Annotated in this window: 18 protein-coding genes, 1 tRNA gene and 2 pseudogenes; 7 read left to right on the forward strand and 14 right to left on the reverse strand. The window is 61.2% G+C overall.

Annotated elements, in window-relative coordinates:
- Nucleotides 1–464 (reverse strand): annotated as a pseudogene (locus tag ACYP5B_RS26875) (Tn3 family transposase); the annotation flags it as partial.
- Between the two features lie 170 nt (nt 465–634).
- On the opposite strand from ACYP5B_RS26875, the gene ACYP5B_RS26880 reads away from it, so the two are divergent.
- Nucleotides 635–1,672, forward strand: a complete 1,038-nt coding sequence (locus ACYP5B_RS26880; protein ID WP_459571709.1) for a carbon-nitrogen hydrolase family protein — start codon at nt 635–637, stop codon at nt 1,670–1,672.
- Between the two features lie 56 nt (nt 1,673–1,728).
- Here ACYP5B_RS26880 and ACYP5B_RS26885 read toward each other — a convergent pair whose 3' ends face one another.
- The gene (locus tag ACYP5B_RS26885; protein ID WP_459571710.1) at nt 1,729–2,682 is read right to left on the reverse strand and encodes an AraC-like ligand-binding domain-containing protein; all 954 of its coding nucleotides are present in this window, start codon (nt 2,680–2,682) and stop codon (nt 1,729–1,731) included.
- A gap of 224 nt (nt 2,683–2,906) precedes the next feature.
- Between ACYP5B_RS26885 and ACYP5B_RS26890 the strand changes: the two genes are divergently transcribed.
- Nucleotides 2,907–3,773: a transporter gene (locus ACYP5B_RS26890; RefSeq protein ID WP_459571711.1), complete on the forward strand. Its 867-nt coding sequence runs from the start codon at nt 2,907–2,909 to the stop codon at nt 3,771–3,773.
- 16 nt (nt 3,774–3,789) lie between these two features.
- On the opposite strand, the pseudogene ACYP5B_RS26895 reads toward ACYP5B_RS26890, so the two are convergent.
- The 3 genes and pseudogenes from ACYP5B_RS26895 to ACYP5B_RS26905 form a co-directional block, all read right to left on the reverse strand.
- Nucleotides 3,790–4,566 (reverse strand): annotated as a pseudogene (locus ACYP5B_RS26895) (GlxA family transcriptional regulator); the annotation flags it as partial.
- 411 nt (nt 4,567–4,977) lie between these two features.
- A complete protein-coding gene (locus tag ACYP5B_RS26900) occupies nt 4,978–5,754 on the reverse strand; it encodes an alpha/beta fold hydrolase (protein ID WP_459571712.1) in 777 nt (258 codons plus the stop codon).
- A gap of 127 nt (nt 5,755–5,881) precedes the next feature.
- Nucleotides 5,882–6,523, reverse strand: a complete 642-nt coding sequence (locus ACYP5B_RS26905; RefSeq protein ID WP_459571713.1) for an HD domain-containing protein — start codon at nt 6,521–6,523, stop codon at nt 5,882–5,884.
- 179 nt (nt 6,524–6,702) lie between these two features.
- On the opposite strand from ACYP5B_RS26905, the gene ACYP5B_RS26910 reads away from it, so the two are divergent.
- The gene (locus tag ACYP5B_RS26910) at nt 6,703–7,674 is read left to right on the forward strand and encodes a GlxA family transcriptional regulator (RefSeq protein WP_459571714.1); all 972 of its coding nucleotides are present in this window, start codon (nt 6,703–6,705) and stop codon (nt 7,672–7,674) included.
- 369 nt (nt 7,675–8,043) lie between these two features.
- Here ACYP5B_RS26910 and ACYP5B_RS26915 read toward each other — a convergent pair whose 3' ends face one another.
- From ACYP5B_RS26915 to ACYP5B_RS26935, 5 genes are all read right to left on the reverse strand, one after another.
- On the reverse strand, nt 8,044–9,183 hold the full coding sequence (locus ACYP5B_RS26915; protein ID WP_459571715.1) for a CapA family protein: 1,140 nt from the start codon (nt 9,181–9,183) through the stop codon (nt 8,044–8,046).
- Between the two features lie 260 nt (nt 9,184–9,443).
- Complete coding sequence (locus ACYP5B_RS26920) at nt 9,444–9,647, reverse strand: H-NS histone family protein (RefSeq protein ID WP_459571716.1); 204 nt, start codon at nt 9,645–9,647, stop codon at nt 9,444–9,446.
- Nucleotides 9,648–9,793: 146 nt separating this feature from the next.
- On the reverse strand, nt 9,794–10,528 hold the full coding sequence (locus ACYP5B_RS26925) for a hypothetical protein (protein ID WP_459571717.1): 735 nt from the start codon (nt 10,526–10,528) through the stop codon (nt 9,794–9,796).
- Nucleotides 10,529–10,548: 20 nt separating this feature from the next.
- Complete coding sequence (locus tag ACYP5B_RS26930) at nt 10,549–11,343, reverse strand: type IV pili methyl-accepting chemotaxis transducer N-terminal domain-containing protein (protein ID WP_459571718.1); 795 nt, start codon at nt 11,341–11,343, stop codon at nt 10,549–10,551.
- A gap of 13 nt (nt 11,344–11,356) precedes the next feature.
- Nucleotides 11,357–12,037: a methyl-accepting chemotaxis protein gene (locus ACYP5B_RS26935; RefSeq protein ID WP_459571720.1), complete on the reverse strand. Its 681-nt coding sequence runs from the start codon at nt 12,035–12,037 to the stop codon at nt 11,357–11,359.
- Nucleotides 12,038–12,629: 592 nt separating this feature from the next.
- Between ACYP5B_RS26935 and ACYP5B_RS26940 the strand changes: the two genes are divergently transcribed.
- Nucleotides 12,630–13,298 carry a PAS domain S-box protein gene (locus ACYP5B_RS26940; RefSeq protein WP_459571722.1) on the forward strand — a complete coding sequence of 223 codons (669 nt, stop codon included), beginning with the start codon at nt 12,630–12,632 and terminating at the stop codon, nt 13,296–13,298.
- 90 nt (nt 13,299–13,388) lie between these two features.
- A complete protein-coding gene (locus ACYP5B_RS26945) occupies nt 13,389–14,369 on the forward strand; it encodes a transcriptional regulator (RefSeq protein WP_459571723.1) in 981 nt (326 codons plus the stop codon).
- A 163-nt stretch (nt 14,370–14,532) separates the two neighbouring features.
- Here the strand turns inward: ACYP5B_RS26945 and ACYP5B_RS26950 are convergent.
- Both ACYP5B_RS26950 and ACYP5B_RS26955 read right to left on the reverse strand, forming a co-directional pair.
- Nucleotides 14,533–14,606 (reverse strand) — tRNA-Gly (locus tag ACYP5B_RS26950).
- A gap of 110 nt (nt 14,607–14,716) precedes the next feature.
- Nucleotides 14,717–14,851, reverse strand: a complete 135-nt coding sequence (locus ACYP5B_RS26955; RefSeq protein WP_459571724.1) for a hypothetical protein — start codon at nt 14,849–14,851, stop codon at nt 14,717–14,719.
- A 627-nt stretch (nt 14,852–15,478) separates the two neighbouring features.
- Between ACYP5B_RS26955 and ACYP5B_RS26960 the strand changes: the two genes are divergently transcribed.
- Both ACYP5B_RS26960 and ACYP5B_RS26965 read left to right on the forward strand, forming a co-directional pair.
- Nucleotides 15,479–16,528: a Dyp-type peroxidase gene (locus ACYP5B_RS26960; protein ID WP_459571725.1), complete on the forward strand. Its 1,050-nt coding sequence runs from the start codon at nt 15,479–15,481 to the stop codon at nt 16,526–16,528.
- Nucleotides 16,521–17,324 (forward strand): family 1 encapsulin nanocompartment shell protein, encoded by an 804-nt coding sequence (locus ACYP5B_RS26965; RefSeq protein WP_459571726.1) that lies wholly within the window; start codon nt 16,521–16,523, stop codon nt 17,322–17,324. Before ACYP5B_RS26960 ends, ACYP5B_RS26965 begins: the two co-directional genes overlap by 8 nt.
- A 70-nt stretch (nt 17,325–17,394) precedes the next feature.
- Here ACYP5B_RS26965 and ACYP5B_RS26970 read toward each other — a convergent pair whose 3' ends face one another.
- Together ACYP5B_RS26970 and ACYP5B_RS26975 are read right to left on the reverse strand one after the other, a co-directional pair.
- Nucleotides 17,395–18,345 (reverse strand): NAD(P)H-dependent flavin oxidoreductase, encoded by a 951-nt coding sequence (locus tag ACYP5B_RS26970; RefSeq protein WP_459571728.1) that lies wholly within the window; start codon nt 18,343–18,345, stop codon nt 17,395–17,397.
- A gap of 574 nt (nt 18,346–18,919) precedes the next feature.
- Nucleotides 18,920–20,005, reverse strand: coding sequence for a ferritin-like domain-containing protein (locus ACYP5B_RS26975; protein ID WP_459571729.1), 1,086 nt, complete (start codon nt 20,003–20,005; stop codon nt 18,920–18,922).
- Nucleotides 20,006–20,077 lie beyond the last annotated feature (72 nt).

Below are 20,077 nucleotides of genomic sequence, written 5' to 3' on the forward strand. Positions count from 1 at the left end.
TGCGCGATGAATCGGGCACCGTGTGCCGCGCTGCCGAAATCGCTCCAAGGCGACAATAGCGCTTAGACGTCCGGATTTGATCGATGCCGCCAGCCGCAGTAAACCATCCCATCCGTCACGGATTGCCTTGAGCGATATGTCCTGGCAGACAACTGGGGCGACGCCTTCCGGGGCCATCCATCCCCGCGGTAGATACAGCTTGCGCTCCGAGAGGTTGCGCAAGCGGGGGCAGAGATCAAAGCCGAGCATTTTCGATAGCGCCATACCCACGTTCGTAATCCATGGGTATCGACCGAAAGTCGGAGCAGGCCACCATCGTCACGCTTCTCACCCTGACGGATCACGCCTTCAATCGCGGCACCGGCCTGCCGCTCATTGAGCACGATCGGCTGGTTGTACGCGATGCCATGCTGGTCGAGGACTTGTGTGTAGATACCCACGGCGTGCGTGCGGCGTCGTGGGTCGACCCCGAGTGAAGCGCTAAAGCCCTCAGCGAATAGCTGCGTAGTCTGATGTGAATGCGCCCACGCAAGCGAGGCATCCCAGGAAGCCAGCACATGACAGGCAGGAAGCTCAGACAAGGGAGTCGGGCTTTTTTCGCCTACGCTTGGGAACCACACATCAGGAGACCACAATGGCCATTGAACATCCCCGCTATCGGGTAGCTGCTGTCCAGGCGGCGCCAGAGTTTCTTAATCTCGAGGCAACCGTTGACAAGACGATTGCGCTCATCGAAGAGGCCGCCCGAGGCGGCGCAAGTCTCATTGCTTTCCCTGAAACGTGGATACCTGGATACCCGTGGTTTGCCTGGCTTGGTGCGCCGATCTGGGGCATGAAATTCATCCAGCCGTACCATGACAACTCGATGGTCATCGACAGCGTGCAGTTTGAGCGCGTCGCGCAAGCGGCATCGCGTAGCAACATCACCGTTGCGCTTGGCTTCAGCGAGAAAGACGCTGGAAGCCTGTACATTGCCCAGGCCATCCTGAGCCCTGAAGGGAAGACCATTGCCACGCGCCGCAAGCTGAAACCCACTCATGTCGAACGCGCAATCTTCGGCGAAGGCGACGGCAGTGACCTGGCTGTTCACGACACCAACCTCGGCAGGATTGGCGCCCTTTGCTGCTGGGAGCATCTTCAGCCACTTACCAAGTACGCGATGTATGCTCAGAATGAGCAGGTCCATATCGCCGCTTGGCCCAGCTTCTCGCTTTACGTCGACGCGGCTTACGCGCTCGGACCAGAGGTAAACAACGCCGCGAGTCGGTTGTATGCGGTCGAGGGCCAGTGCTTCGTGGTTGCGCCGTGCGCGACGGTTTCGCAAAAGATGATCGACATGCTTTGCGAGACACCCGAGCAGCAAGCGCTCCTCAAGTTGGGGGGTGGTCATGCGCAAATATACGGTCCCGACGGACGATCGCTGGCCGATCCGCTGCCTCCGGACGCGGAGGGGCTGTTGTATGCGGACATTGACTTAGCAGCCATCACTCTCGCGAAAGCAGCTGCTGATCCGGCTGGGCACTACTCTCGCCCTGACGTGACACAGCTGCTGCTGGACCGCAATCCAAAGCCTCGTGTCGTGTATGCGAAGCACGGTCAAAGCGCAAACGGCAACTCACCGGGCATGCGAGCCGTCGAGCATACAGAGTTCGAAGAAGGTGAACAGGCCTGAGCGTTCAAACGACGCCTAGGTTCAAGCCGTCTCACAGGGACTGAACGGCCCGGCTGCTAGTCGCGCGAGCGGAACGCAGCCGGGCTTTGGCCGAACCGCCTCCGGAATGCGCGGCTGAAATGTGCGGGATCGTTAAACCCCCAGCTTATTGCGATCTGCTTGATGCTTAACCCGGAACAGGCGACGTCGAGCAGCGTCGCCCGACATGCCTGCAGCCTCTGATCCCAGATCCACTCGGCAAGCGAACACCGTTCCGCCTCGAACACTCGATACAGCGAGCTGACGGACATACCGAGCGCTTCGCTGATCGAGATGATGCTCAAGTCCGGGTCGGATAGATGTTCGTGAACATAGGACTTGATCCGGTTCAAGTGAAACAGCTTCAAGGTCGGTAGCGATCCGACCTGCGAAGCCGGCAAAGTCGCTAGAGCCGTAGCGACGAGATCGAGCACGGAGTCGGAAACAGACGCCTGTGTCTGACCAGCCATCGCCTCCGCATGCTCTGGCAATCCCACCACCAACTCCCCTAGCATGCGCCCTATGCCCTGACTGCCGCGAATGGCGATCGCCGTCAACCGCTCCGCCGATGGTGCTCGCACACGCAGCCTGTCGCGTGGCACCGTCACAACCAGTTGTTCGAAGTCCTCCCCGAACATGAGTTCATAGGGACGCGTGCTGTCATAGATCGCAAAATCGCCAGCTGCAAGTACTGCACGCCGACCATCTTGGCGTACTTCCCCCTCACCTGCCAATTGAAAGCTGACCAAGAACAGTTCCTCCTGAGTCTGCCGGATCAGCCGTGACGTCCGCCGCACATGCTGGCCACTGGTATTCACCACCGCAAGTTCAATATCCGCGAGATCGCTCTGGGCGATGCGACCAGAAAACTGCCGCCCTCCATTGAGCTTAACGGGGTCAAAGTCCAGCTTGACGAAGGCGCGACTGATAGCGTCTCGCCAATAGTCCAACCGCTCGTCAAAAGGTGCGGAATCGGTACTTGTGCGTTTCATCGTCTAACCCATGAACAGGACATCGGTGAGTCCTGGATTGGTACCGCTCGCCGAACAGCATAAGCCCACGCACGCCATTTCCAGTGGGCAATCACGGGACCCGGGCTGGCAAGCTGAATCAACGATGTCGGGAGCGTCGTGCAATACCCGCGATCTTTGGCATCGCAGAATGAAGCCGCCAAATAGGCGTACTTCTTTGCCGAACCTTCCTCTTGGAATACTAAATGAAAATTCGCTTCATCAGCTTGCTGTTTCTATCGATGATGGCGGCAACCTCTGCCAAGGCTACCGTTCTCGCGACCGATCCTGCGGACTATGTGCCTTTGCCGCCGGGCACTAACCTCGGCCTGCTCTATTACCAGCACAGCGAGAGCACTGCGTTCTACGCCGACGGAAAGCGCACGCCAGCACCCTTCGATGTCCAGTCGGATATCGGCGTCGTCCGCTATATCCACTACGCAAGCTTTCTCGGCTTCACAGTGACGCCGCAGGTCATCATGCCCTTCGGCAGCGTGCGCATGAGCGCCCCGGCCAATCTTCATTCGAATGGCATTGGCGATCCGTTTATCGGCTCGGCGATCTGGTTCATCAATGACCCTGATCACCAACGCTACCTCAGCGCCGCCCAGTTCGTCTCTGCTCCGCTTGGGACCTACCACGCCGATCAGGGATCCCTCAATCTCGGCACACACCGCTGGACAGCAGTGACGCATCTGAACTATTCCCAAAACATCACTGGTCCAGTTTTCCTCGACTTGACAGGCGAAGTTGCTCTCTACAGCACTAACAGCGATTTCGCAGGAGCCGACTACAAGCAGCGCCCGACCTTCAGCCTGCAAAGTCACCTCCGCTACGAACTCAACGACAGAACACGGATCGCGATCACCTACCACCACACGGCGGGCGGCCGTACCGAGCTCGACGGCGTCACTCAGAACGCAAGCATGTCGACCGATACATGCTTGCTCACGGTGGCCCACTTCTTGACGCCATCACTACAACTGGAAATCCAGGGCGGCCAGGACGTGCACGTGCGCAACGGCCCCAAGAACAAGCTTCGGCTGAATCTGCGTTTAGCAAAAGCGTTTTAGCGATCGAAAGCGCGCTTGGACGACCAAATCCACGCATGAAGGCTTCGCGCATATGGCGGCGATTGCGAAAACCGGTTTCCTTAGCGAGGACATCAAGCGGATGCCGGCCCTGTTCGATCATCAGTCGCGCCGCCTCCAGTCGCAGTCCTTCGATTGCCTTGGCGGGAAACGGCCCCGTTTCAAGCGTGAACACACGCCTGAACTGGCGCGGACTCAGATGAACGGTCTCGGCCTGTTCCTCCACGGTCAACGAACGGCTCAGATTCTGACGCGCATAGTTCAGCGCATTCTGGATACGATCAGACTTTGGCGCGAGATCGAGCATTTCGGAATGCTGGGACTGACCGCCCGCCCGACGCTGAAGCATAACCAGCTTGTGCGCCACCGAACGCACCACTTCCGCACCCAAATCCTTTCCACCATCGCGAGCGCCAAATCAAGACCAGCCGTCATGCCGGCAGACGTCAATATTGAACTGTCGACAATGTAGAGGCGGTCCTCCTCGACGAGGATATCTGGAAGATGCTTCTGCAACTCGCGGCCGTACGCTCAATGCGGCGCGGCGCTGCGCTGCGCCAGCAGACCCGCTTCCGCGAGGACGAAGGCGCCGGTGCAAAAGCCGGCGACACGTCTGGCGCGGTTGCCAGCCTTGCGCAGGAACGCGAGGATTTCGTCGGGCGCTGGCGAATTGATCGGGTCATTGCCCCCACGACCATCCATGTGTCCACGTCACGTCACCCCTCCCTCGCAATGATCGGGTACCCACCGCGAGGCCAAGCGACGAGCGCACCTCCCTTCACGTCATCAGAATCAGGAAGCGCTAGACAGAATGTATTGACCTGCCGCACCTCAAGCGACGTGGATTAGGCTTGAGATGGGTTAAACCAACAGCCCAGAGGCACAATTGAGGGGGCAGGTCATGGACAAGTTTAGCAAGTGTGTGGGCTGGGATGTCCACCAGGAAACGATCGCCGTTGCGGTGGCGCAGGCAGGCTCCGAAATCCGGGATTTTCTGCTCGCGCAGCGAGGTCCACACGAAAAGCCTTTACAGACGGAATATCGGTCTCGAAAGGAGTTCCAATTTCCACGTTATTCTCCTTTCTCATACGAATCCGGCTCGATCCAACGCTAAGGGACGGCATCCGGACGATTTCAATAAACCGGGGTGGCAAGCCCCAAGTGAATTGGGCTTGAGGGCACCGCGTTATAGTTCGGCGACGAACCGGCGGATGGCCGCCGCAACTGTAGACGGCGCTTCCAGCGGCGACAAGTGGCCGATGCCGGGCAGCACCTCAAGTTGCGCGCCGGCAATTCTCGGCAGCAGTTCGGCACGAAGCGTTTCCACGCGATCCACCTTATCCAACTCGCCGGAGATCACCAGCACGGGCACGTTGATGGCAGCCACATCGGCGGTAATGTCCTCGCGCATCGCCACATTCGGCCATGCGGCCTTGGCTTGCGGCGCGCCGCGCAGACTGTCTTCGATCACCTGCTCACGGCGTTGCGGTGCGAGCGGTGTGGCGGTCAGAACGTTGTCCAGCACCCAGCCGATCGATTCGCGCGACGCATAGGCGCCCACCATGGCCGTGCGTTGCTCATCTGACACCACCATCGGCGACGGCGGCGACGGTGCCACGAGCACCACGCCCTCTAGCCCCGGCGGCCGGCGCGACGCCAGCAGTTGCGCAGTCTTGGCGCCCATCGAATGACCGACGAGCACGTAGCGCGTCAAACCCAGCGCTTCGATCACGCCTTGCGCATCGTCCGCTAGGTCGCCAATCGTGTAGCCCGCTTCCGGGGCGTCCGAATGACCCCAGCCGCGGTGATCGGTCGCCACCGTTCGATAGTTGTCCGACAGCTCGTTTGCGACAAACTGCCAGGTACGTGACGAGCCGCCGTAGTAGTGCAGAAACACCAGCGCCAGGTCGCCGTGTCCCTTCTCGCTAACGCGAATTCGGATGCCGTTCGATTGGATGTCCATTCTCATCTCGCTGCTTGGTCTGTTTGTGGATGCGGTTGCGAACCGTCGCAAATCGCGCCGAAATCAAAGCTACCCCAGGACGGCGCCTCAGTTGCCGGAGAGCCATCCTCTCCGGCAAGACTGCGGTTCAGCTTTCGAAAGGAGCGTGGTCGAGCAGGTCGCAAACGTTCGGAATCTCGAAACCATGCACGTGACGATGTCCGATATCTGCTAGTCCCGTGCCAATTGCCGTGTGGGGCTTCTTCCGTGCAACTTCAGCTAACGCCGCCTGAAACGCGGCTTTGAATCCCAGGCGCGGATAGAGCTGCAGGACATCGTCGATGAGGGACGGTGTAATTTCCTCGATCCAGAGCCCCATGACGTCCACATGGGCACCCATGTGGACAAGAGCGACTTCCGGCTCCTTGCGGTCGGCGATGCCGGCGCTGGCGTGAAGCGCGATCGCGTCCCAGACCAGTTGTGCCCTCGATTCCGCGTAGCCGTTTGCCAGCAGAAAACGGCTGGCGGCATCAGCGCCATCGACTTCAAAGCGTTGATCGGCAGCAAATTCTTCCGTAAGTCCCAGGTCGTGCAGCAACGAGGCAAGGTAGACGGCCTCGCGGTCGTACTTCAACCCTCGCTTCTGACCAAGGAATTCAGACCACCACCACGTCCGGTGTACGTGACCCCGCATCGTTTTGGAATGGACGCGCTCGACGAGCGAGGCGGCTTTACGGGTAAGCTCAGAATCGGGATCGCTAACTCCCCCGATGATGACAGGTGTGCGCACATGTCCTCCGCAAGTATCAAGTTGATCAGGTTCATAGTGTAGGTCGCCCTGGGTTGGCAAAAATGACTGCTTTTGGACGATTTGTGCCAAAATGGGGCTTTTGGTCGGAAGGTGAGACCTCGATGAGGGAACGGAGGACATCACGTGGCCCGCGTGCAGGGGCGATGCCGAGGCGAGTTGTGATTTTGGGATTGCCACCCGTCGATGCGCTCGACGTCATCGGGCCGGCGGAAGTATTTGCCTTCGCGAATCGGCTTCACGAGGGCAAAACTGCACCCTATGCACTGGAACTGGTTTGTGCAGGCGCCGACATATACATCGAGAGCGAAGCCGGCATTGGACTCAAGGGACACAGGACGCTTGATCAGGAGCGTCGTGCACACAGGCCAATCGACACGTTGATCGTGGCTTCAGGCTTCAGATCATCAGATCGGCTGGATAAGACCACCATGGAGTGGCTCCGAACCCGTGCGCGGACAGTGCGGCGCATATGCTCGATATGCGTCGGAGCGTTTGCATTGGCTGAAGCAGGACTCCTGGATGGTCGCAGGGCAACGACGCATTGGGGTGTGGCGCAAAGCATGGCCGAACGCTATCCCAAGGTGCAGGTCGATCCGACTCCAATATGGGTGAAAGACGGAAACATCTACACCTCCGCTGGAGTATCGGCGGGTATCGACCTTGCGCTTGCCTTGGTCGGCGAAGACATGGGGGACAATGTGGCCTTGGAGATCGCCAAGAATCTTGTCCTATTCTTGCGACGTCCTGGCGGACAGGCGCAATTCAGCGTCGCCCTTCAGTCCCAACGCGCGGTCGGCTCAAGCCTGGATGAACTGTGCCTCTGGATCAGCGAGCACCTGGAAGCGAACCTTACGGTAGAAGTCCTAGCAGATAGGCTCGCAACTAGCGTCCGGACGTTGATACGCACCTTCCAGCGAGAACTGAATACTACGCCAGCAAAGTACGTCGAGGCCGTCCGACTCGAAGCAGTGTGCCGGGCGCTCGAACTAGGTGAACGGTCGACAGGGGAAATCGCACGGCGCTATGGCTACAACAGCTTTGACGTGCTACGTAAGGCGTTCACGCGTCGGTTCGGGGTGACCCCAAAAGATTACGCAGAACGCTTCGCGAAGGATAGCGCAGCGAGTTAGGTGCTTACGAGCCTTTTGTGACAACGAGATGAGATTTGGGATGGTGTGCTTGTTCTACTGCCCACGCACGACTGCTACGCTTGCTCATGAGGAGTCCCCATTAAATCCGCAGGCATACTCGGCCTTTGCCGGGGTAATCGTACCTTTCATGCAATTTCTGGCGGTTTGATCGAAAAAAACCTTATCGATCAACGATCTGCGGATCTTCCGATTGGGTGAGAACCGTCAAGCCGCAGAGCCTTGCTGCAGGCGGTTCTGCGCACGACTACCGCCAGATTTGACACGAAAGGTACGATTACCCCAACGCCCGCCAATCCACCGGCAGGAGACAGGCATACTCGACCAACGGAGCGATGCAGTTGAGTGGCATCAGGACGACTGCCCCGCAACCTGACCCGTCTTACGAGTGAGGACGCGAAACTCGTCCCGATTCAAGCGTGTGAGGCATGTCCCGAACCGCAAGTCCTCGCGATTGAGAACCTCGGTGAGCCAACAGCAATCGATCTCATGGGCATGGCGCAGTTGGAAATGTCGGCGCCGCAGCGGAACCAGCAGCAGGTCGGTGAGTCTTCCATGTTCGGTATCGAGCTTCAGGAAGTACATCAATGCGAGATGGGCGCCAAATGCTTCTTGGCCGCCGATGCCCTCGTAATCGTTCACGAAATCGCCGCAGCCATACAGAATGGCTTTGCCTGCATGTAATTCAATGCCCTTGGCGTGATGCGAAGCGTGACCATGAATTACGTCGACGCCCGCCTTGTCGATTAACTGGTGGGCGAAGGCTTGTTGCTCCGGGTCGAGATCGTAACCCCATTCAGCTCCCCAATGAAGCGAGGCTACCACCAGGTCACCGGTCCGCTTGAACTTAGCGATTTGTCTGGCAATACGGTCGACGCTCGCCCTCGAAAAGTCGGACAGCAGATTCACGCCAGCGCGGGCGCTCGTGGCCATCCATTGGTGCGGGGTACCCGCGTGCTCCATTGTGAACGCGAACACCAGGAGCCGTCCTGCGTTCGGCAGGGGCAGGATTGCTGGCCGGGCAGCCTCACGCGCGTCGCGCCCGGCACCAGCAGTCCCGATGCCGGCCGCGCCGAGCGCAGCGAGCGTGTCCTTCAACCCGGCATAGCCCCAGTCGAGCACATGATTGTTGGCCAACACGGCGCAGTCGACCCCGGCGGTGCGAAGGCAAGCCGCATTGGCTGGGTGCATGCGGTGATGGGCGCGCCTGCCTGGCCACGTGTCTTCCGAGGTCGTGATCGTTGTGCCCAGATTGATGATGCGCACATCCGGTCGCCGCAGCGCGAGCTCGTCGAGCGCGTCCCCCCAGATGTATGCGTGATTCACGGGTCTTGAGATCGGTCCCGTCTTCCGCTCAGCCAGCTTGACGTAGTCCAAGGCAGAGCCGATCGATCCCTCGTGCAGCGTAGGTGCGCTCGATGTTGCGAAGAGTTGATCCACTCCGCGCCCAGTCATGACATCGCCACACAGGAAGAGGCTGATCGTGGCCATTGCGGGGTCCCTGTCCGGTCAAACGTTGCCAGCGCGATCATGCTAACGCCAGTCCATGTTACACCTGCGCGCGACCGGTGATAAGGGCCGCGAACCTACCCGCAGCGCTAGGCTTGGCGCGTAGGTCCGGGGGTGGACGGCAAGCTCAGCATATTGAAGGTATATACCGAAGCGCAGCGCGGCTTCGCCCGGCATGCGCCTTGCCCGGTGCGGCTTCGTCTCCTGGGATACCCGGCCTGCTGAACCAGTGTTTCAGCATATCACCCACTGGCATCGCCCGGTAAGGCCCCGCAGCCGTCCCAGCCCTGCCCGTGCGCGTTGCGGTAGCGTACCGCGCCAGGCAGTAGCGGTGGCGGCTCGGTAAGGCAGCCGGCCGCCTGCAGGTCGGCCAGGGTCAGGCCGTGCTGGACCATCTGGATCCGGAACCAGGTGATCGCTTGCGCGCGCTCGACTTCGATCGACATGATGTAGGTGAATAGATGTGAGAAGGCGCAGGATCCAGCGCCGCGCCGTCGTTCGGAACATGGGACGTCAAGGCTGTTCCGGGGATTGCTGCTGTGGAGATCCGCGTCGGCAGGAGGACAAGGTGGTCTCTCTGCTTAAATTTTAATCAAATCCACAGATCGCGCGGTGGACAAATCCTCGCCCTCGGACGCCCCCTCAGGCTGGCCCCGGCTTGAACTTGGTGCGCGTCGCCGGCGCCCGGCGCCTGGCCGTCCCCAGGGCGGCGCGTCGCGGTGGCCTCCGCTTGCGCACGCTCGGCCCGCCGCAGCGCCGCCTCCAGTTCGGCCCGCAGGCTGCCCTGCACCGCCTGCCCATCCGCCAGCGCCCGTTGCGCCTCCACGCACTGCCGGCTGAGCGTGTCGCGCTCGGCGTGCAGCCGCGCCCGTTCCTCGGCGCCGACCACGGCGGCGTCTTGCGCCCTCGCCTGCACCGCTGCCAGCTCAGCGCGCAATTCCGCGAGCGCCTGCTCGGCCTTCTGGCGCAGCGTGCGCTCCCGGTCGATCTCGCGCAGCGCGCGGCGCTCGGTGGCCTCGGCCCGTTCCTGCCACCGCCACCTGCTCGCGGGTGCGCTCCAGCTCCGTCGAGAATTGGGTACGCAACTCCAGCAACTGCCGCTCGAGCGCCTAGAGCTGGGGGGGCTCAGCGCGACGCGCGTGCGCGGCCAAGTTGGCCTGGCCCTCGGCATCCAGTTCACCGCCTCACAGAACGACGCGGCATCGGCTCTTATCAGTTCTGGCGCCTGGTGGGCGATATGATCCGCGTGGACCTGCCGTCGCTGCGGAAAAGCTGTGCGCCTGGCAGGCATTGCAAGCGTGGCTGCCTGTAAAGCCGCGTCTTGCATAGCTCGTTCAGGCTTCCACGTTACTTGGGCATCCCTTCATACATGCTGGTGACGTCATCCATCACCTGAAGAATACGCTCGCTGGTCGTGGCGATGTTTCTCAACTGTTCCGCGCGACTGACCCCGGTCTGATTGAGTGCTTCTTCAAAGAACAGCCACTGAGAGCCGGCAAGCTGCAGTTCGCGACGGATTGCCTCTGTGTTTTGCGGTGCCGCGGTGAGAAGTTCCTGCGCGGCTGCGAATTCCCTGGTAGCCGTGTCCAGATCCTGCGCCATCTGGGGGGAGGTAACGCCCCAGGCGCGGAACATGCTGATCTTGGCGATCCTCTGCGAGAGCATCCGCTGGCGGCCGGCAACGTTGATCAGCTTACCCATCATGGTGCCGGAATGTTTCTCGAGCAGGAGGGTTCCCTGTTGCGCAAGCTTCAGCACGTCCTCGCTCATTCTTGCGATTGCTTTCGCGCTATCGAGATTCGGATCGCCACCGGACAGCAACTGCTTATAGGGAATCCATGTCTGCTCGATCCTGGCGTAGGTGTCCTTGATCTCCGGCGTGGGCGCGGACGCCTTCAGCTCCATGAGCTGCTTGTCAAAGAGCGCCACGGACTGTTCGAGGACCTTCTTCGAACGTTCGACTTCAACACCGAGGCCAGCCTGGCAGTAAGCCTTGGCCATGCGCTGAGACAGCATGCGCTGGCGGCCCGCCTTGTTGATCGCCGCGTTGATCGTTAGCGTTTCGGCCGAAGCGGTCCCGGCCAAGGCCAGCGCCAGGACGCTGCAGGCGATCAAGCAGAAGGAACAGACGTAACGTTTCAAGGGCGTCTCCGCGTTAAACTTTGATTGGACCTTTGGACGCATCGCTCGAGCCGACGGCGTGTCGGATCAGCTGATCCATCTCCTTGATGATGTCCGCAAGCACCAGCGTGATCACCGCGAACTCCCTGCCGTACTCTCCCGCCCGTGCCGCCGAGATGCGCGCATTCATTGCGACGATGTTCGCCTGCATCGAAATACCGCTGAGGCGCTCGACGAGGTCGGTGTGGCGTTTGCGCACAGCGACCTCGCAACGGTGCATCTCCTCCTGGTAGGCCTGCGTGACGGTCTGCAGCAGTTCAAGCATTGGCGTGGCCTGCGCCACCAGCACGTCGAGGGATGGCGCTCGCCGGCTGGTGTCGGCCAGTGGTGCGTCTATCGCTGTTCTGACCTGGTCGATGAATTCACGGATACGCGCGTCAGCGCGCGGACTACCAAAGTACAGTTGCTGCAAAGCGCCGGAGAATGCGCCGGGCAAACGCTCATTGCCCGTTACGAGATCCGAATGCGCCGACTCGAACATTGACAGGCACTTGCGTGCGATATCGAGCGCGGCAGTGTCCCCCCGCGAAGCGAGCAATATCTGGAGGACGATCCGTTGCGACAGCATGCGCTGCCTTCCGGAAAGGTTGATCAATCCGCCGATGGTTTCGGCGGACACTTCCGACTCGGGTGACTGAGTAGAGAAAGCGTTCATGCCATGCCTTGCAGGTAGTGTCGACGCAGACGCGCACCGCGCTGACCGGCAAAGAAAAAGCGCCCCGAAGCGAAATGCCTGCAAACCGGTTGTCCGGTTCGTGATCATTTCGCTTCGGGGCGCCGTTGCCCGGGATGCTCCTTTTCGGAGCGTGTCATCGCGACTTGCCAGATTGTTTCAAGGCCGCCGTTGGCCTATGTGTCGCCTACGCAATATCTATGCCATAGCTCACGGAAGTTGCATCAGTTGAGGGCGCAGGAAAATGGCACGGCGGGACCGACCCGCGCACCGATCCCGTGCCAGCTGCCTCATCACGACGCGTGCGCTGGGGCATGGCCAAGCCAGGGTTGCCCATAAACGTAGTCCTTGCCGCAGTGGCGTTGTGGTCCTGCAGTGCCTGCGCGGCGAACAATCTTCTGCGTTATCGGCATGGAGGCGGGTGACAGAAAAGCCGCCTGCAGCCGAACTGCCGTCTTGCTACTATTCGCGCTCGTGACGCGCCTGCGACGCTTGGCAGCGCGTAGCGCACTCGTCCTCACACCGCTCTGCAAAAAAACAAGGAAATATGGCGACACTGCCGCCCAAACACGTCATGGACCTGCTGCTCGACGCGATCTGCGTCGTCGACCGCCAGGGCCGTTTTCTGTCCGTCACGGGGGCTTGCGAGAGCATCTTTGGCTACCAGCCAGAGGAGATGCTGGGCACGCCGATGATTGACTTCGTCCATCCCGATGATCGGGCGAGAACGCTGCAGGCCGTCGAGCGGATCGAGGCTGGCTATCTGCAGCGTCATTTCGAGAATCGTTATGTGCGCAAGGACGGCAGTATCGCGCACATCATGTGGTCGGCACGCTTGTCCGAGTGCAAGAACCAGCGGGTGGCGGTGGCCCGCGATATTTCTGACCGGGCCCTCGCGCTGGCAGAGGAGCGGTTGCTGTCCGGTGGCTCGTCGGTGGAAGCACATTGGCGGCTGTCCGCCAAGCCCCCTACGCTGACCCCGCCGGGGTTTCCGCCCATTCCACTGTCTGCGCAGGATTACACGGTCCTGCATGCCCTCGCCAGCGGCGATGAATGCGTGACGCGCAAGGCCATCGTGCGGGCGCTTGGCGAGGATTACCTCCATTACGACCAGCGCCGACTGGATACCCAGATGCGCCGCCTGCGCCGCAAGGTCGAGCAGGTGGGCGGCCTGCGGTTGCCCGTGTCGACGGTGCGGGGCGAGGGCTACCGGGTCTACCAGAAGATCGTGATCGACGGCTAGTGCCGGGGTCTGACACAAAGGCCACATGGTGCGGGCCGCCAGTTTGCTCAGATTTGCTCAGACAGCGAGGGGGCCGCCGCTTTTATTCTTTTGGCTTTGAACATTAGCCAGACTGGCGATCGTCAGCTTGCCTCGAGCGCGATCCATGAGGATTTGAATCGGATGCAGCAACCTCAACTCTCCGCACTTAGTCGTGCGGAGTTGGACCTTGCATTTACGTCGTTTGCGGGGATGGATGGCGGCAACCCGGCCGCCGCCATCTGGGTGTGCGACGTGGCCCCGCTGGCTAGCTGCGTACCGCTATCGGTAGCGTTGCAGGGGCAGCCGATACCCGGGGCATGGGATAGGGAGTTCCGTTCGCGCCATGCACACCTATTGCCGCGCTGGCAGTCGCATTACCGCATCGCACGGATGTTGGCTGCAGCGCGGTCAGCCGCCTTGCCCCCGGGGCGCATTCCGATCAATGCACAGGAGTACTTTGACCGATATCTCTACGTGCCGAATGGATGGGAATTCAAGCTCAATCTCTTCCCACTGCCTGAAAGAACAGATCACACTTTGCCCTGGAGCAAGGTATTCCGCGAGCTGCAGGTGTTGGGTGTCAAGTCGGAGTATTTACGCCTGTGTCGCCTCGGCGGGCGCTTCCGCTTCATATCGTCGCTGCGCCGCCAGCACCGGCCTCGCGTGGTACTGTGCCTCGGTGAGCGCCACGCGCGCGACTATCTGCATGCGTTCGGCTTCGAGGACGTGGAGGGAACCGATGTGCTCCTGCAGCCGGCCGATTTGGTGCGGCGCTTGCAGGTCTTCGAGCATGATCAGACCGCGCTGGTACTGAGTCCCCGCCTTGGCGGCGCGCAAGGGCTGAGTTCCGACGTGCTGCTCGACGCGCTAGGCACCTTCTTGGCGAAGTGGCTTCTCCCGACGGATTTTCCGCCTTGCTTGGGCGTAGCCGAGGAGCCTTCCGTCGCGCAGCCCGCTGGTAAGGCCTTGCCGGCAACTGAGGCGCTCGCATTGAACGAAGCATGGGGGGCCGCCCGAAATGGCTTGGCATCCTGCATCGTGCACCAGTAGAAGAACCGGCCCTTCACTGTAGCGCGCCAGATGAGGTCCCAGCACAAACCTGGTTCGGACCACCGGCCCCGTGCGTCGTCAGCAGCCGTGGCTGCGGGCTCTGGCTGCGGCAATGCCAGTGGCCCTGAACCGTGACCTAACCAGGCATGAGCCAGAGTCACGATGGAGCGGGTGAAGGGAATCGAACCCTCGTCATAAGCTTGGAAGGCTTCTGCTCTACCATTGAGCTACACCCGCGCGCGATGCGCGGCATGATAGCAGCGACACCAACGAATTGTGTAGCGATTTCATTTTTTGATCATGCACAGCTGCGTGCTATCAAAATCTCCCCTGCGCAGGTGGCTCGGCTACTTCGACGTCGATACGATGCCCCTTCTCCAGTTGTTGTCAGCCGCCTGCTCGACCTTCCGGCGTAGCGTGCGCTCCTGGTCGATCTCACGCAGCGAGCGGCGCTCGGTGGCCTCGGCGAGTTCCTGCGACACCGCGACCTGCTAGCGGGTCTGCTCCAGCTCCGTCGAGAACTGGGTACGCGCCTCACCCAGTTGCCGCTCAAGCGCCTCGGCATGGCGCGTTCCCTCCTCCTTATGTGCCTGCGTGGACGAGCGAGCATGGCGTCCGGCGCCCCGCCGCGCGCGCTAGCTGCACGGCCTCAGGCCGCCTGCACGCCGGCGGTGCCCTCCTCGACCGCACCACCGCGGCCTGCGCCTGGTGGCGCTGGACTTTCGCCTCGCCGCGCCTCTTGGCCATCTGTATGGCCTCCTCGGAATCGCAGTTATCTTAATGCAGGAAAAAAATGCCGTACGGGCGTTATGTTAAATGATAGCAGCTTGGAATAGCGCCAGAACAAGGCATCGAGGTTTGCCGGCGCCAAGGGTTCGAGGCGGCTACCAATCCGCTCCTTCGCGCGCAGGTACTCAACCAATCCAATCGGACAGAATCCTTCCCGCGTCGCCGCCCTTCAGCCAGCACAGCATCCAACAGAGACTGATACTGCTTGGGCGGGAAGAAATGAGAAATCAGAGGAATCACACGACTCGTGTACTCTTATGTGTGGAATTCTATTCAGTTTGCCCGCAAACTGTATCGGTTTATACGACATGCAAAATCCGATGCCTACATCTGTCCCCGAACCGCAAGCCGTTTCCAGCACAGTCACCCGCAGCGCGATATTCATCGTTGCGACGCTCACCGACGGTGACGGCCACGCCGACACCGTCCGCGCGTGGTGTGGCGACGTCGCCGCAGTCGTGCGCGGGGTCGGTCAGCGCGTGCCGGCCGGCAATCTGTCCTGTGTCTGCGGCTTCGGCTCCGGCGCATGGGACAGGCTGTTCGGCGAGCCCCGTCCTGCGGCGCTGCATCCGTTTCGGGAGTTCGGCACCGGCAAGCGCGTCGCCATCGCGACGCCGGGTGACCTCCTGTTGCACATCCGTGCCGATTCGATGGACCTCTGCTTCGAGCTTGCCACCCGACTGCTCGGCAAACTCGGCGATGCGATCCGGGTCGTCGACGAGGTGCACGGCTTTCGCAACTTCGACATGCGCGCGATGATCGGCTTTGTCGATGGCACTGAGAATCCGGCCGGACGCGAGGCGGTCGATTTCACGGTGATCGGCGACGAAGATACCGAGTTCGCCGGCGGCAGCTACGTCATCGTGCAGAAGTATCTGCACGACATGGCTGGGTGGGACGCCCTTCCCGTCGAAACGCAGGAACGCATCATCGGGCGCAAGAAACTGTCCGACATCGAACTGGACGAAAAGGTTAAACCCTCGTCATCGCACAGTTCTCTGACGACGCTCGTCGAGAATGGGCAAGAAGTGAAGATTCTGCGTGACAACATGCCGTTCGGGCGCCCAGGCGCGGGAGAGTTCGGCACCTACTTCATCGGCTACGCCCGTTCGCCCGCACCCATCGAACAGATGCTGGAGAACATGTTCGTCGGACGGCCGCCTGGCAACTACGACCGGCTGCTCGATTACAGCAGCGCAGTCACTGGCAGCCTGTTCTTCGTCCCGTCGGCTGACCTGCTCGCAGGGCTCGCGGACCGCGAAGCACCTGCTGCCAGTGTTGGTCAATCTGCTCCCTCTGCGTCGGCCGCGTCGCAACAACAAGGCTCATTGAATATTGGATCGCTCAAAGGAAGCCATCAGTATGAATAACCTGCACCGCGAACTCGCCCCGATCACCAGTGCCGCATGGTCACAAATTGAACAGGAAGTGGCGCGTACCTTCAAGCGTTCGGTGGCTGGACGGCGCGTGATAGACCTTATCGGCCCCGGAGGCGCCGAACTGGCCGGCGTGGGCACCGGACACCTGCGTGACATCGAGGCTCCGCTGCAGGGCGTCGGCGCGAAGTTGCGCGAGGTCAAGGCCCTGGTTCAGCTGACCGTGCCGTTTGAACTCCAGCGCGAAACGATCGACAGCGTCGAGCGCGGCGCGCTCGACTCCGACTGGCAGCCAGCAAAGGAAGCGGCGAGGCAGCTCGCGTTCGCGGAGGATCGCGCAATCTTCGACGGCTACCAGGCGGCGGCCATCGTCGGGATCCGCGAAGGCTCGTCGAATCCAAAGTTCACGCTGCCAGCCGACGTCAACGAATATCCGAACGTGATCAGCGGTGCGATCGAGGCGTTGCGGCTCGCGGGCGTCGACGGCCCCTACTCCGTGCTCCTCGGCGCCGACGCATACACCGCGCTCGCTGGGGCGCGCGATCAAGGTTATCCGGTCATTGACCACATCAAGCAGATCGTCAGTGGCGAGATCATCTGGGCGCCGGCGATTAGCGGCGGCAGCGTACTGTCGACCCGCGGTGGCGACTACGCATTGCACCTTGGCGAGGATCTGTCGATCGGCTATATCAGCCACACGGATCAGGTCGTACGGCTGTATCTGCGCGAAACGTTCGCGTTCCTGATGCTGACGAGCGAGGCATCGGTCTCGATCGCGCTGTCACAGTAAGCGCCGGGAAAGGCGACGGCGGATTCCCACGAGCCGATCCTGCCGGCCATCGCATCGCGCTAACGAGCCATCAAGTCTTTTTGGAGCCGTATCGTGCCGCCAGCCCATCCACGGCTCGGCTGAATTCCCGAATCGTTTCGTCAATGATCTGACGCACCGGCATGATCGAATCAATGCGCCCGCAAACCTGCCCGGTCAGCGGCACGGCCGCTTCCATGTCGCCGCCGAAGTAAAGCTGCTGCACGCCGGCGAATTCGCTCTTGATGCTTTCCGGCACCTGCTCTTCGATCCGGGATGTGCGTGCCGTGCGCAAGGCCCGGAGTGCCGGGCCATTGCCGCCGCGATTGAGAAATACGGTATCTGTTTCGCGCGCATCGACAATGGCGTTCTTCCAGTTGTCATGCACGGGCGATTCTACCGACGACAACATGCGCGTGCCCATCTGGATGCCCTCGGCACCCATGGCGAACGCCGCCGCCATGGTGGCGCCATCGCAGAAGCCGCCGGCGGCGATGACCGGGACTTCGACCTTCGAGCAAACCAGCGGCAGCAACACCATGGACGCGACGTCGCGCTGGTTCTTGAAGCCGCCGCCCTCGCTGCCCTCCACGATCAGGCCATCCACACCGGCGGCGACAGCCTTCAGTGCGCCGGCCAGCGTCGGCACCACATGGAAAACCGTCAGGCCGGCCGCCTTTAGTTCGGCGCAATAACGCGTGGGGTCGCCGGCGGATGTGGTCACGAACCGGATTCCCTCGTCGACGACGAATTGCACAATGGCTGGGTCACGCACGTAGGTCAGTGCGATGTTGACCCCGAATGGCTTGTCGGTCAGCTCGCGCATCTTGCGGATTTCACCGCGAATCGCGTCCAGTTTTCCGGATGAGGTCTCGATGATGCCCATGCCGCCGGCATTCGAGACTGCGGCAGCAAGCTGCGCCCTGGCGATCCATCCCATTGGCGCCTGGATGATCGGATGCTGGACGCCAAGCATCGCTGTCACGCGATTGTTTATGGTCATGCCTTTCTGTCTCCGCTCGGTAACTGGTGGAATTGATGGAACTGCTGATCACTGGTCAGGCCATTCTATTTCGCAACGCCGAAACATTGCAACTGGTTGCATACCAAAGTTCTTTCAGATCGCAAGCCGAAATTGTTCAGATCGGGCGCCGATGATCCGTGGCAACCTGCGCAGATCACCGATTGCCCAGCTTGAGGAGTGCCCCATGGAAAGAGCCCACCGCCGGCGCCTGCCGCAATGCGGTTGGCAAGCTGGACGAGTCCTGGGACGAAGCCGTTGCGAAGGGGTGGACCGTCGTGAGCATGAAGCAGGATTGGAAGCAGGTGTATCCGCCTGCGCCACGGTGAATTGCCGCGCGCTGGTTACCCAGCGCCGGGCTTGGCACAACCATATGCGATTGCATTAAAGGCAACTAATGCACGACCGCCTCGCAAATGGCGTAAAGGCCCTCCAAGCGTAGGCCTTGAAGTACGTTGCCCCTATCGCCGGCGTGCCTGCCCAGATATCGCAGGTGTGCACCGGCGTCGAAAAAGCAGGCCCGGCTTGACACACCGGACCTGCAGCGGCAACCGCTTCAGTGGCTGGCTTGCGCCTGAGCGGCCTCGATGGACTCCATCACCACGCGGCGCGCGTCGAACTCCTCCGCAATCTTCTGGTCCTGCGCGAACTGCGCCTCGACGTCGACATTGGCAAACTCGATGGCGCCCATGTCGGCAAACGCGGCCTGCACCCGTGGGCTCCACAGCCCGATATCCTTGACGGTCGGCACGATGCGGCTGAACAGCCTCTGGCGGAACTGCCGCATGGTCTCGGACTCCCGCACGGCCTTGGCGCACTCTTCTTCCGGCAGCCCAAGGCGGCTCCATACTTCCTTCTGGTCGAAGCGATCGCGCATCAGGTAGCAGGCTTCGATCACGAAGTCCTCGCGCTCCTTGCGCTCGGCCTCCGTCAATTGCGGATAGTAGCCGCGCAGCGCGGTGCGGCCAAATGCGACGTGGCGCGCTTCGTCCTGCATCACGTAGGCGTTGATCGATGCGGCCAGCGGATTCTTGGAGAAGTCGCGGATGCGCTGGAACGCGGCCAGCGCCAGCCCTTCCACCAGCACCTGCATGCCGAGGTAGCAGAAGTCCCAGCGTGAGTCGGTCAGGATGGTTTCAAGCAGCGATTTCAACCCGGAAGTGATGGGATAGATGATCCCGACCTTCTCGTGCAGCAGGCGCGAATAGGCTTCCACGTGGCGCGCCTCGTCCATGGTCTGCGTGGCGGCATAGAACTTGGCGTCCATTTCCGGCACCATCTGCACGATGCGCGCGGACACCATCAGCGCGCCCTGCTCGCCATGCAGGAACTGCGACAGCGAATGCGCCTGCTGGTGGCGGCGCACGTCGATGCGGTCGTGCTTGCCCATCTTTTCCCATAGCGGCGTGCCGTAGATCGGGATCATCCGGTCATCGAGTTCCTGCGGGTTCTCGGGATCGAGTTCCTGCGACCAGTCGATCCGGTCGGTGGCGTTCCACTGCTGCTTCTTGCTGGTCTCGTAGAGTTGCAGCAGCTTGGAATTCTCGTTGTCGTACTCCCAGTTGAACTCGGTGGACACCTGGCTGCCGACCGACCAGCCTGTCTGGACCACCGGCAGCGTGTAACGATGAAGGGATGACATGCAATCTCCTTTGGCGCTCATGGGTTTTGACCGTTCTCCACGCCTGTTTTGCTAGCACTAGCCGGTGGTGGG

The sequence above is a fragment of the Cupriavidus sp. 8B genome (genome assembly GCF_054589115.1).

What these genes read in the sequence shown, in the direction of transcription:
- ACYP5B_RS26880 (WP_459571709.1), top strand. Translation starts at nt 635, where the DNA reads ATGGCCATTGAACATCCCCGCTATCGGGTAGCTGCTGTCCAGGCGGCG.
- ACYP5B_RS26885 (WP_459571710.1), bottom strand. Translation starts at nt 2,682, where the DNA reads ATGAAACGCACAAGTACCGATTCCGCACCTTTTGACGAGCGGTTGGAC.
- ACYP5B_RS26890 (WP_459571711.1), top strand. Translation starts at nt 2,907, where the DNA reads ATGAAAATTCGCTTCATCAGCTTGCTGTTTCTATCGATGATGGCGGCA.
- ACYP5B_RS26900 (WP_459571712.1), bottom strand. Translation starts at nt 5,754, where the DNA reads ATGGACATCCAATCGAACGGCATCCGAATTCGCGTTAGCGAGAAGGGA.
- ACYP5B_RS26915 (WP_459571715.1), bottom strand. Translation starts at nt 9,183, where the DNA reads ATGGCCACGATCAGCCTCTTCCTGTGTGGCGATGTCATGACTGGGCGC.
- ACYP5B_RS26920 (WP_459571716.1), bottom strand. Translation starts at nt 9,647, where the DNA reads ATGTCGATCGAAGTCGAGCGCGCGCAAGCGATCACCTGGTTCCGGATC.
- ACYP5B_RS26925 (WP_459571717.1), bottom strand. Translation starts at nt 10,528, where the DNA reads ATGCAAGACGCGGCTTTACAGGCAGCCACGCTTGCAATGCCTGCCAGG.
- ACYP5B_RS26935 (WP_459571720.1), bottom strand. Translation starts at nt 12,037, where the DNA reads ATGAACGCTTTCTCTACTCAGTCACCCGAGTCGGAAGTGTCCGCCGAA.
- ACYP5B_RS26940 (WP_459571722.1), top strand. Translation starts at nt 12,630, where the DNA reads ATGGACCTGCTGCTCGACGCGATCTGCGTCGTCGACCGCCAGGGCCGT.
- ACYP5B_RS26960 (WP_459571725.1), top strand. Translation starts at nt 15,479, where the DNA reads ATGCCTACATCTGTCCCCGAACCGCAAGCCGTTTCCAGCACAGTCACC.
- ACYP5B_RS26965 (WP_459571726.1), top strand. Translation starts at nt 16,521, where the DNA reads ATGAATAACCTGCACCGCGAACTCGCCCCGATCACCAGTGCCGCATGG.
- ACYP5B_RS26970 (WP_459571728.1), bottom strand. Translation starts at nt 18,345, where the DNA reads ATGACCATAAACAATCGCGTGACAGCGATGCTTGGCGTCCAGCATCCG.
- ACYP5B_RS26975 (WP_459571729.1), bottom strand. Translation starts at nt 20,005, where the DNA reads ATGTCATCCCTTCATCGTTACACGCTGCCGGTGGTCCAGACAGGCTGG.